The organism is Crocosphaera sp. Alani8 (genome assembly GCF_038442745.1).
Taxonomy (GTDB): Bacteria; Cyanobacteriota; Cyanobacteriia; order Cyanobacteriales; family Microcystaceae; genus Crocosphaera.
In genome coordinates, this window is the sequence record NZ_JARVCN010000070.1 from 1 (window position 1) to 11,753 (window position 11,753).

Here is an 11,753-nt window from a genome sequence, read left to right on the forward strand (position 1 = left end):
CAATGCTGATAAAACTATACCATAAAATATACAATTAATTCTGCTGACTTACTTAGATCGAACTCAGGCCATTAATAACTATCAGCTCAGCTAGTTTGTGGCTTAAAATCAACTTTAAGATCACGAACTTTTTCTACTAACCATTCACTAAACAGTTGTGCCTCAATTTGCTTTTTCATTTTTTCGTCTAATTCAGCAGGAATAATCTCAATCACTTTCAAAATTGACCAGTTTTTATCAACATTAACAGGTCCAACTAATTCTCCTTCTGTGGATAAAGATGAGGCTTCTTGACCTAACTTAGAGAGTGAGCGTCGTTGTGCTTGTTGTTTGAAAAATCTGACATTTTGTTCGGAATTACTAAATTCTTTAGCTAATTCTTCAACAGAAATATTTTCATTAACTAATCTTTCTTTGATTTGCTCTGCTAATTCTTTTTCTGAGGTAACTACGCAGTTCAAAAGAACTTCTTCTAGGGATTTTTGATGCTCCTGGAAATAACTTTCTAATTGCGTTTCAGCAATTACTTGTCTCAATTTTTCGATTTTTAATCCAAGCATTATGCGATTTTGAAAGAGATTGTTATCAAGATTTTCTTTCTTCAACCACTCATTAAACTTATCGCCATCAGTGAGATTTTGTTGAACCCGAAAATCCATTATCCCTTGGATCAAATCTGTTGAACTGATGTCTAGATCGTCTCTGGAATTGACTTCTGTGACTAATATATATTGCATGACAACTTCTTGTAAAAACGGTTGCAATTTGCCAAAAAGTTGTAAAGAACCCATTACCTGTTCCCAAGAGAGGATTTCGCCGTTGATGGCAATGGAGCTTGAATTCATAGAGTTGTTTGCAGTTGCTACTTGATACATGATAGATTTAATTAAAGTGTTAGGTAGAACAATTGTGGATATTGGCTTTTTAATTGCGAAGTAAATACCACTTGAGACATGGATTTTGATTGTAGCCAAGGATTTTGGCTCACTTTACCCCGCATAATCACCAAAAAAAACCACATAAGGAGAGATATCCCTGAAAGAAGTTAACTACATGGCTTTACACAAACTTAATGTTTATGATTTGCTAGGAACTGATGTTGTTTTGCATCCAAAAAGTCAGTTAAGGGACTTCCATCATAGTAGTAATCCAGTTCCTCCCAGAAATTGCCATCCTCTAGGAGTTCCACTAAAGCTTGATGGTTATTGACTTGGCTTTTCCTTAGATTCATGGTGTCTCCTTTCTTCTCGGTTTCGATGCCTCTATAATCTCGAAAATACCAAGCAGAAACAATACATATTTGTTCAGGAAAGTTCAGGAAAAAGTTCAGGAGAAAGTTCAGGAAAGTTCAGGAAAGTTCAGTTTTGTTTCTGGGAAACGGACAATCCTTCTACAGTTCTTGTCTGATAAAGTCCAGTATCAACTAGGGGTTGTGTAATAACTTAGTGGTATTCAGTTTAAACCTTCTCGCTCAGTCTAACAATTAGACAACACTTTGTCTGTGAGAAAATAGAATTAAATGTGATCTTTAGTTTGGATAAAAGGTTCCGGTTCCGTTCAAAAATAGAGTTTTTTGGGTAACACTTCCAGCATAAATTTAACCAAGCCATCTCTTGGTTTTTAGAGCATTAGTATTAATTGAAGCACTAGAGAATTAAGCTCGTTGAAACCGCTCAAATCCCAACATCTCTAAGCAATATGGAGGCTTTTCACCTGTCATTAATTCAGCTGGAGTTTTTTCTACTCGTTCAGTTTTTCGACTTTCCATAAAAGTGCGATAATTTAGGAAAAACTGCAACAATTCAAGATAGTCTGAACCAAGATGTTTTCTCAGGTGGAAATAGTTTCTGAGTCGAAAATTAAGGTTTTCAACTAATGAACTGGTTCTTGGCGTTGAAGTTAATTTTAAGGCTACTTTGAGGCTTTTACGGTATTAAGAACGGTTTATTATACTTGACAAAATAATTTTTGTGCGTTACTTGATTAAAAATAAAAGAATACTTAGGGAACGTACAAAGAAAATCTCGGTAAACTATAAATAAGAGATAAGTAAATCACAGAATTGTTGTTGTATGTTAGAAAAAATCAAACATTTTTTGAAACCCTTATTAATCCTCGTTTTAGTCATAACCCTGGTTTTTGGAGACGTTAGTAGTGCTTTAGCTGCTCGTACAGGGGGCAGGATTGGTGGTGGTTCCTTCAGAAGTCCTAGTCGTACCTACACCGCTCCCAGAGGTGGAGGATACAGAGGTGGTTACGGTTACGGTGGGGGAGGATTTGGCTTTCCTTTTCTGATCCCTTTCTTTGGTTTTGGCGGTTTTGGTAGCCTTTTTAGCATCCTGATCTTTATTGCTTTGGCCAATTTTCTCATTAAGACTGTCCGCAATCTTGGGGGCGATCAGATGGGGAATAGCTACGATAATCCTAAAGTTTCTGTAGCTAAAGTTCAAGTGGGATTATTGGCCAGTGGCCGTTATTTACAAAAAGAACTGGATCAACTGGCAGAAACAGCAGACACCAACACCGCATCTGGACGGGTAATGGTACTGCAAGAAGCTAGTTTAGCTCTGTTGCGTCACCCCGAATACTGGGTATCTGGGTTGACGGAAACTAGTACCACCGGCATCGATGCAGCAGAAAGTAAATTCAATCAACTAGCTTTAGCTGAAAGAAGTAAATTCAGTGCAGAAACCCTATCTAACGTTAACAACCAACTGCGAGGGGATACTAAGACAGAATTACTAGCAGGGAAAGGCGAATTATCTAAATTTACCCCAACAGGAGAATATATTGTGGCCTCCATTATTGTCGGGGTTCAAGGTAATTTAGATTTACCAGAAATTAACGAAGTAGATCACCTTCAACAGTCTTTGCAACAAATAGCTGCCATTGGAAGCGATCGCCTCTTAGCAGTGGAAATATTGTGGACTCCTCAAGCGGAAGGGGACACCATGAGTCGGGACAATTTTGTGGTTAATTACCCCAATTTTAGACTAATTGCCTAAATTTTACCTAATTAGTCTCAAAAAATGCTGTTTTCTGTCCTTTAATTATGACAAATTAATACTTTACTCATAAGCAGCAGCTTTAGTGACAAAGCTGTTGCTTGTGTTAACTGCCCACTAACCTGAGTTCCATGTAAGAAAATTCATAGAAATTCCCTCATGTTCAGTAGTCTCAAACACGCATTATCTGGTCAACAAAGACTTAACTCCGAACTCAGGTTACTAATCATCTAGTTATGATTGAGACACCACTGGTAACTGGAAGCGCATTTCTAAGGACGTTCCGTCTCCTGGTGGTGGGTAAATACGAATATTAGCGATGGGGGCAAATTCTCTTAGATATTTACCCAAAGAAGCCATATACTTCAATACATCCCAATTGTGTCGTCTATTGACACAAACAACAACTAAAGTCAACGCCGTACCACAGGTGGTTAAATACCATCCACCGCGAGACAAGACCCCTTGGGTAAGGTAATCACAAGTTTCGTAAAAATAACTGGTCACGGCTTGATCTAGCCTTCGCTGTAAAGAGGCATCAACAGGTTTACGAGGAGGTAAGTCTTCAGGCCGAAGATAAAAATGATTCATTAAACCTAACAATTATTATGGCATTACTTTTCTATTAATTTAATTACCATAAATTGGGATTTAAGTCAATAATTTTAGGCAGAAAACTGTCAAGTAATTCTGACTAATCCTCTAACCTTCCTCGCACTAAAATAACCGTACTTTTAACCTTTTGTGCGATGGTTTTAGCGACATTTCCCTGCATTACCTGAACCAATAAACTCTCACGACTTACCCCCAACATAACTACGTCACAGGTTTCTGATTCTGCTAAGTGAATAATGGCATCGGCGACGGATTGCGAACGAATGGGTAAGGGAATAACTGGGCGTTCCAGTTGTGCTTTTAATTGTTTTGCCTCGACCTCCAAAGACTGATAACTTGGAGTAGGTTTATGGGGGGAAAACACCTGACATAACCAAATAATTGGGGAGCGGGGTCGGGTATATAGTTGGGTTAATCCAGGTAACAATTCTATAGCCAGTTTTGCATTCGGTCCACCGGCAACGGGAACTAACCAAGTGGTATCCTTATCCAAAGCTTCGGGGTAAGTTTCTTCCTCTGGACCCAATTTCACTAAAACTAACTCACAAGGGGCCTTGCGAATCAATAAATCAACCACTGGTCCAAAAATGGTTCCGGGGAGATGATTTTTAGGAGACCATTCTAATACCATAAGATTGATGTGGCGTTCTCGAATGGTGTCTAAAATAGCTTGGGCGCGATCGTGGGCAACACGAATTTGAGTGTGAACAGAAATATTGTCTTGACGAGCTAATCTTTCGATTCTTTGTAGTAGTTGACGATTATGTTGGGTGATCACGGGGGTTTGTGCTGGATCACTGTGCTTAGGAATAGTAATCACTTGTAAACACTCCATTTCTTGGTTTTGTTCTTGGGCGATGGCTGCACCAATTTTGAACATAGAAGTGGCTGTCTCTGGATTGATCAAAGGTAATAAAATGCGACCTTCTCCAGTTAATGGGGCGCGGGTTTGATAAGTAATATAAGAGGGATCGGGAACCATCTCGTTAATGGTGGTATCGTCCCCTTGTAACTGGTTGGCTTCGACACGGATAATATCGGTTCGGGTGATAATTCCCACCAACTTATTACCTTCTGTTACGGGAAGACGAGACAGTTGATAACGGTTGAGGAGGTATAAAACATCGCTCAAAGAAGCCTCTGATTGCACTGTAATGGGTTTTCTGGTCATGAACTCCCACAAAGGAGTAAATCCTGGAACTTTTTTCAATTTTGCTAGATCATTTTGGGTTACAATACCCACCAATTGACCTTCAGCAAGTACAGGAAACCCTCGATGACTAGAATTAGACATCGCTTGCAACACTTCATCCAGGGTTAAACTGCTGGATAGGGTTTCAACTTTAGACTGCATTACCTGAGAGGCAGTTAGTTTTGAAAGAAAATCCTGTCCTGTTGCTCCTTCGTTGATGTAAATGCCCCTCGCCTGTAACATATGTTCGTAGAGAGAACCTCGCGAGACTCCTTCGGCCACCATATAGGAAACAGCACAAGTGACCATTAAAGGTAGAACAATATTAAAGTTTGTCTTTAATTCAAAAACAAATACGATCGCCGTTACAGGAACCCTAACCACTGCTGTAAAAAATGCACCCATTCCAGCCAGTGCATAAGTAGATTCTGTACCGGTTCCTGTCAAAAACTCTTCAAAGTCTCCCACTAAATACCCCAACGCAGATCCCAACACCAGAGCCGGTCCAAATAACCCACCAGGGGTGTTAGCACTATAGGCCAAAATAGTCAGGAAAAAATGAGCCACAAAAGCCAATAAAATGTCATGCCACTGCAGTTCTCCCTTGAGTACAATAAAACGCAACCCTGTGTTGTCTCGAAAGAAAAGAGGCAAATTAGCAATAATAAAGCCTGATACCATTCCCATCAAGCCAATGCGCCACGATAAAGGTAAATTGAGGACTTTTTGGATTTTAACACTTAGTAACAGTCCTCGATTGAATAACGCTCCGAGTAACCCTGCTAATATTCCCAATAATAGATAAAAAGGAATTTCTGAGGCATAGAAGGCGATATCAGGTAAATCTAGAAGGGATGAGGGAAAATTAAAAGTGGACAACTGCAAGAGTTGGGACACCACTGCTCCGGTAAAAGAGGCCACCAGTGCTGTTTCTAGGGTTAAACCGGAAGCATCTCGCATTAACTCTTCAATTACGAACAATACCCCTGCGATGGGGGTGGCAAAACCGGCTGCTAGTCCTGCTGCCGCCCCGGCTGCGATCATTTGTCGCCGATGTTCGGGGGAGGTGGGAAGCCAACTACTGAGTTGGGCGGCTAAGGCGGCTCCGATGTGTACGGTAGGCGCACGACGGCCAAGGGTTAGCCCACCTCCTAATACTAAAATGGTTCCGATTAATTTAACCAATGCTACCCGTAAAGAGAGGGGAACTCGGTACCGAGCTAAGGCGGCTTTAACTTGGGTCATTCCCCCCCCTGTGGCTGTAGGGGAGAGGGTTTCTATGAGCAGACCGGCTAAATAGCCTAAAATTAGTCCTCCTAATGGGAGTACCATCATGGCACCAAATTGATTGGCCAAAGCGACACGTTGACCCCCTAACCAACCTACTCCTTGTTTGAGAATTAAGGCGGCGATCGCCGATAGGACTCCAATTAAGGACGCTTCTGCAATGGCATAACGGGTGTCGGTGGCACTCAGAGCTAATGATCTTGATTTGAGCCACTGATAAAAACGTCGAGGCATTAAATGAGGCTGCATGGATTACCCAGATTGCGCCAGTCTCTCTCGATCATAGAAGATGTTTTAGGGGTTACAGGCAAAATTTTTGATATTTTTTTACTTATGGAACTTTAGGTTATCAAAGAAAATAATCTTAAATTTTCCCTTCCTTTTAATAACTATTGCTTTCTTTAAATAAGGATATTCCTAATTTTCATTAAACCAATGTCATAAGTTAACTATCAATGATTAATTACTCATCCATATCATCAAATAATAATTCTTCTAAAATAACTTGCATTTGTTGATCTTCAGGAGAAACTAACTCTACTTTTCCGAGTAAATTGTATTTTGCTAGGAAAAGTAAGGGAGATAAAGGAGTATAGATAGAGTATTTTTGTTTGTTATGATAAAAATCTTTTAAAAATTGTAATTCTTCTGATTCTAAGGATGGTTCTTCATTACCTAATTCTAAGGTAAGAATGCCATCGTCTTCTATAGGAGGTAGTTCTCCAGTGAGAGTAAGAGTGAATGCAGTCAATTTTAAGGTTAAATCTAACTCGGCTAAAACTGCCTTAGCGTCCGCAAAAATCTCCTCTATTTCTATTGGATCTTCTAATAAAACACCGTTACTAATTTCCTCATTATTGTCGCTGTCTTCTTCCTCTCCATCCCAAGATAGAATGACCACAGGAATATCCACAGGCATTAATAATAGATAGGTTCCATCATTTCCTTCAATAGCGTTTTCTATGTAACAATCGAGGGTAAAACCCTTTTCGTCGGTCAAGGTAACACGATCAATATCTTCGGAATCCCTTTCTTGATTGTATTCAAAAGAGGACATGGTTTTAAATAAGACTGCGATTGCATTAGAATATCATAAATTGTCGTGGCTACATTGACTCATTTTAATTCCAGCTACCAGTCTAACCATTTATTTTTTTGTAAATACTCAAAACTAGCCACGTCAGTGAGATTGTACTGCAAAGGGGTTAGGGTAATATAATTTTGCTGAATTGCTTGTACATCGGTGGGAATGTCAGAGGGTAGATGGATATGGTCTGGTTGTTCTATTTCTGTTACTAATTCCCCTGCTAACCAATAATAACTTTTTCCTCGAGGATCGACCCGTTTTTCAAAGTTTTCGATATAGCGACGTAACCCTTGACGGGTTAACATGACTCCTGCGATCGCATCGGCTGCCACAGGGGGAATATTTATGTTAAGGAGGGTACTCTCGGGAAGGTTACGATCCTGCAATTCTTTGATTAAGCGTACGGCAAAGTCGGCACCTGGTTGGAATTGACGAGAGGAAAAGCTGGCTAGACTCATGGCAATACTGGGAATCCCTTCGATAATGCCTTCCATAGCCGCTGATACTGTTCCCGAATACAGCACGTCTGTCCCTAAGTTAGAGCCATGATTGATCCCTGAAACGATAAAATCTGGTGGAACTTCGACAAGGGTGCTTAATGCCAGTTTAACGCAGTCTGAGGGAGTGCCAGAACAAGACCAAGCTCTGATCTTAGGGTTAAAGAAGTCTTCTACTCTTTCAGCCCGAATGGGACGGTGAAGCGTTAAACCGTGACCTGTGGCCGAACGTTCGCGATCGGGACAAACTACGGTAATATCATACCCTGCCTGGGCTAAGGTATTGGCTAGGGTGCGAACACCCTGGGCAAAAATGCCATCGTCATTGCTAATTAGTATTTTAATGTTAGAAAAATCGCTCATTGTGCTTAGCGTACTAGAGAACCCACAAAAATTATGCCCCAAGAATGTGCATTCTTGGGGTGACTTATTATATACCAGCCTTATATTTGGTTGGCTGACGGTTTTTATCTTATGAGTACATTGTAAAGTTATGTTGCCTTATCTCAGCATTTCTTTATATTTTTTTTAGATTGTTTCCTCATTATCTAGTTCCAGTATGGAGTTTATCAAGGCTAATACTACCTTTGGTGGGTTTTTCCCCTTTGTCGTCTGGTGGTAAACTTTCCTATACTTAAATTAATTAAACTTCATAACCAGAGACTTTTCACTTGAATAGATAAGGGGTTTTATACTACTGATTTTGGCAAGTTCTGTATAAATTTGCTCATATCGAATTCAGGTTGGAGCAAGTTCCACTTATTTCCACTTTATACCACTTATGAAAATCGATAAAACCCTGAATATACTTTGATTTTGGGACTGACATCACCCCGGGTCAGCTCATAAGATAGAGATAACAAGAGGACAGGAGCCAAACCAATGTTAAACACCACTACTAACAACAGCGTTATCATCCGCAACTACATTATTATCACTGCTACCGTTATGTTTGCTGCTATAGGTTTAACCGATACATTTTTAGCCCCCACAAGAGCAGGACAACAAGATCGTCTCAATAACTATGGACAAGTGGTCAGTGCTGGAATGGTCTCTTACTCTCGAGCCTTAGGACGTTAATCAAGTTTTTTGGTTTCCTCTTGCTACATCTCCGTCATTGTGCGGGGATTTTTTATATTTTAGTTATGATTAAAGTCTAGTTTCTTAAAAAAAAATCGTGAGAAAAAATGAATTTTCCTCACGGCTTTAAGATAAATTACCACAAATAATTAAACTTGAGCAGGAACTTGTTCTCCTACTGTAATCTTTTCGTAAGTTTCTCTCATTTTCAAACCGACTAAAACCTGGAATAAACCAGTTCCATTGGTAGAACCAGGATAATCTTTATGTTGTAGTAACAGTTCGGTCATCTCGCCATAGTATTTGGTTCCTGTTTTACTGAGATGACTTTCGATGTAGATCATTTCTTCGAGGTTATCGAATTGACCATCTACTTCTAAGATAGATACTTCGTTACCCATAAAGTTATCGGGACCGTAGTACATCTTAATACCAGGATAAGCACAAGTTAACTTGCGTCCGCAAGGCCGCCAATCAATAGTGGAACCCTCATCGAATAAGTAAGCGGGTTCAAAGTTAGCAATACCTTCTTTTTGAACCAGACGGACTCGTAATAACTTACTTTCGTGGTCTTCAATTAACTGAGTAGGTAATACTTGAATTACCACATCAGCGTATTGTTTTTGGGGTTCGATGTAAGCACTAAAGTCAGGCTTTCTGGCATTGATGGAGGCTAACACATCTTCGTAAGTGTGTCCTCTTTCCGCCATATCCCGTTGGATTTTCCAGTTGATTTTAACTTCGTCGCTGATATCGAGATAGACTCCGAAATCAACCAACTCACGAACTCTCTCATCAAATAAAGGATGTAATCCTTCGATAACAACTACCTTATTTGGTTCAACCCGTTCGGGAGGATCAAGTTCTCCGGTTTCGTGATTATAAATTGGTTTATCAATAGCTTGACCAGATTTTAGAGCTTTAATTTGCTCGTACATCAGATCAAAATTATTCGCTTTGGGGTTTAAGGCGGTTACACCAGCAGCTTTTCTTCCCTTGCGATCTAAACTGTGATAGTCATCTAAACAGATGACTGTCATAAACTCTTCACCAAATAAATCGGTTAAACGTCGTAAAAAAGTAGATTTACCGCAACCGGAGTCTCCGGCAACTGCAATAAGAACCACGCGGTCTAAATTTGTGGTCATAGCTTCCCTCTAAATGCAAAACAAAATTGTTAACCCGGTTTCGTTACCTTGTCTTTAAAGTCTCCCATAAAGGGAGCATATTTGGCCAATTACTAGGTAGAATTTTGTACAGGGTGATAATCCTGTTGTATTCTCCCAAGGTCGACCAGACCTCAGCAAGATCCAAATAAGTATTAAATACTGACAAGATTCTACCAGACTGACATCACCCTTCACAAGAAGCAAAGCTTTCGCAATGGATTAATTTCCCTAAAACCACTCTTTGAAAAAAATATAAAACTGATGCAGGTTTAACAGATTTTTGGGGATAATTTCGTTATGCTCTATGAAAACACTGAATCTGATTTGAGGTTTCCCTCCTGGTCAAGCAATTCATAGCAGTGTATTTGACATTACCACCCGATGGTAGTCTAAATAGAGCAGTTATGATAGGCAAAGGTAAATCTAGGAGAGATTGATGTACAGTTCAGCTTTAACAGCAACTTCTGGCCAGACAACAGCATACGGAAGCCGTCTGTTTGTCTACGAGGTGGTGGGGTTAAGTCAAAATACTAATAATGATAGTATTGACTATCCCATTCGTCGTAGTGGTAGCGTCTTTATCACAGTTCCCTACGGACGGATGAATCAGGAAATGCGTCGTATTACCCGCATGGGTGGCCGCATTGTCAGCATCAAGCCTCTAGATGCTGAAACCCCTTTAAAACCCACTTCTAACGGTTCTAGTACAGCCGAAGTTGCTAAACCACAACAAAGCAACAAAACGGAAGAAAAACGTAAACCTATGACTCAAGCGAAAACGAAAATTCCCTCTAATATTTATAAGCCGAAAGCTCCCTACATTGGCAAATGTATTGAAAATTATCCTTTAGTTGCTGAAGGTGGTAGTGGAATCGTTCAACACATAACCTTTGATATTTCTGGTGGGGACCTTCATTATTTGGAAGGACAAAGTCTTGCTATTATTCCCCCCGGAACTGACGAAAAGGGTAAACCCCAGAAGTCTAGACTCTATTCTATTGCTTCTACTCGTCACGGAGATAAGGTGGATGATAAGACCATTTCTTTGTGTGTTCGTCAGTTAGAATATGAACACCCCGAAACCAAGGAAACAGTTTATGGTGTTTGTTCTACTTACCTCTGTAACCTAGAAGTGGGTGCTGATGTAGCTATGTGGGGACCTGTTGGGAAAGAAATGTTACTTCCCGATGAGGAAGACGCTAACATCATTATGTTGGCTACAGGAACAGGAATTGCTCCTTTCCGTTCTTTCTTATGGCGTATGTTCTTTGAGAACAACCCAGAATACAAGTTTAAGGGCAACTCTTGGTTAATCTTTGGTGTTCCTTACACTGCTAATGTTCTCTACAAAGATCAGTTAGAAGAGATCCAAACTAAGTATCCTGATAACTTCGAGTTAACCTATGCGGTTAGTCGTGAACAGAAAAATAGCGAAGGTGGACGGATGTACATCCAACACAGAGTAGCTGAACAGGCAGAAAAGTTATGGACTATGTTACAAGATCCTAAGACCCATCTCTATATGTGTGGACTAAAGGGAATGGAAAGTGGTCTTGAAGAAGGTTTAAGTGCTTTTGCTTCTAAACAAGGCGTAGAGTGGCCTGACTTCGTTAAGCAACTCAAGAAAGAACACCGTTGGCACGTAGAAGTTTACTAAATTTCCACGTCATTTTCAACATGGAAACAAGGGGTTAACTGATGTTGACCCCTTTTGTCGTATGCATTATAATCCAAGATAGTGAAAATGTCGATGAGGAGTATGCTTCTGATGAAGCTTCTCAAAAAGTCTGGGGGGACTCGCCGAAAGTTAGGGGACAAAGA

The 11,753-nt window shown here is 40.1% G+C and carries 10 protein-coding genes; 3 read left to right on the top strand and 7 right to left on the bottom strand.

The genetic code is table 11. The features are described 5' to 3' along the window. Positions 1-86: 86 nt before the first annotated feature. Both P9B04_RS05355 and P9B04_RS05360 read right to left on the bottom strand, forming a co-directional pair. Positions 87-845, bottom strand: a complete 759-nt coding sequence (locus P9B04_RS05355) for a peptidylprolyl isomerase (RefSeq protein WP_342053970.1) — start codon at positions 843-845, stop codon at positions 87-89. A 224-nt stretch (positions 846-1,069) separates the two neighbouring features. Further along, on the bottom strand, positions 1,070-1,231 hold the full coding sequence (locus P9B04_RS05360; protein ID WP_342053971.1) for a hypothetical protein: 162 nt from the start codon (positions 1,229-1,231) through the stop codon (positions 1,070-1,072). Positions 1,232-2,072: 841 nt separating this feature from the next. On the opposite strand from P9B04_RS05360, the gene P9B04_RS05365 reads away from it, so the two are divergent. Next, positions 2,073-3,005, top strand: coding sequence for a DUF1517 domain-containing protein (locus P9B04_RS05365; protein WP_342053972.1), 933 nt, complete (start codon positions 2,073-2,075; stop codon positions 3,003-3,005). A 234-nt stretch (positions 3,006-3,239) separates the two neighbouring features. Here the strand turns inward: P9B04_RS05365 and P9B04_RS05370 are convergent, their stop codons facing one another. The 4 genes from P9B04_RS05370 to surE form a co-directional block, all read right to left on the bottom strand. Next, positions 3,240-3,596 (bottom strand): hypothetical protein, encoded by a 357-nt coding sequence (locus P9B04_RS05370; RefSeq protein WP_342053973.1) that lies wholly within the window; start codon positions 3,594-3,596, stop codon positions 3,240-3,242. Between the two features lie 103 nt (positions 3,597-3,699). Beyond that, complete coding sequence (locus P9B04_RS05375; protein WP_342053974.1) at positions 3,700-6,348, bottom strand: chloride channel protein; 2,649 nt, start codon at positions 6,346-6,348, stop codon at positions 3,700-3,702. Positions 6,349-6,562: 214 nt separating this feature from the next. Beyond that, positions 6,563-7,156 (bottom strand): DUF3727 domain-containing protein, encoded by a 594-nt coding sequence (locus P9B04_RS05380; protein ID WP_342053975.1) that lies wholly within the window; start codon positions 7,154-7,156, stop codon positions 6,563-6,565. A 74-nt stretch (positions 7,157-7,230) separates the two neighbouring features. Next, entirely contained in the window at positions 7,231-8,046 is an 816-nt protein-coding gene (gene surE, locus P9B04_RS05385) for a 5'/3'-nucleotidase SurE (protein ID WP_342053976.1), read from the bottom strand. Between the two features lie 519 nt (positions 8,047-8,565). On the opposite strand from surE, the gene P9B04_RS05390 reads away from it, so the two are divergent. Next, positions 8,566-8,763 carry a hypothetical protein gene (locus P9B04_RS05390; RefSeq protein WP_342053977.1) on the top strand — a complete coding sequence of 66 codons (198 nt, stop codon included), beginning with the start codon at positions 8,566-8,568 and terminating at the stop codon, positions 8,761-8,763. Positions 8,764-8,912: 149 nt separating this feature from the next. On the opposite strand, the gene P9B04_RS05395 is transcribed toward P9B04_RS05390, so the two are convergent. Beyond that, positions 8,913-9,911 carry a phosphoribulokinase gene (locus P9B04_RS05395; protein WP_342053978.1) on the bottom strand — a complete coding sequence of 333 codons (999 nt, stop codon included), beginning with the start codon at positions 9,909-9,911 and terminating at the stop codon, positions 8,913-8,915. 457 nt (positions 9,912-10,368) lie between these two features. Between P9B04_RS05395 and petH the strand changes: the two genes are divergently transcribed. Further along, positions 10,369-11,589 carry a ferredoxin--NADP reductase gene (gene petH / locus P9B04_RS05400; protein WP_342053979.1) on the top strand — a complete coding sequence of 407 codons (1,221 nt, stop codon included), beginning with the start codon at positions 10,369-10,371 and terminating at the stop codon, positions 11,587-11,589. The last annotated feature ends 164 nt before the right edge of the window (positions 11,590-11,753 follow it).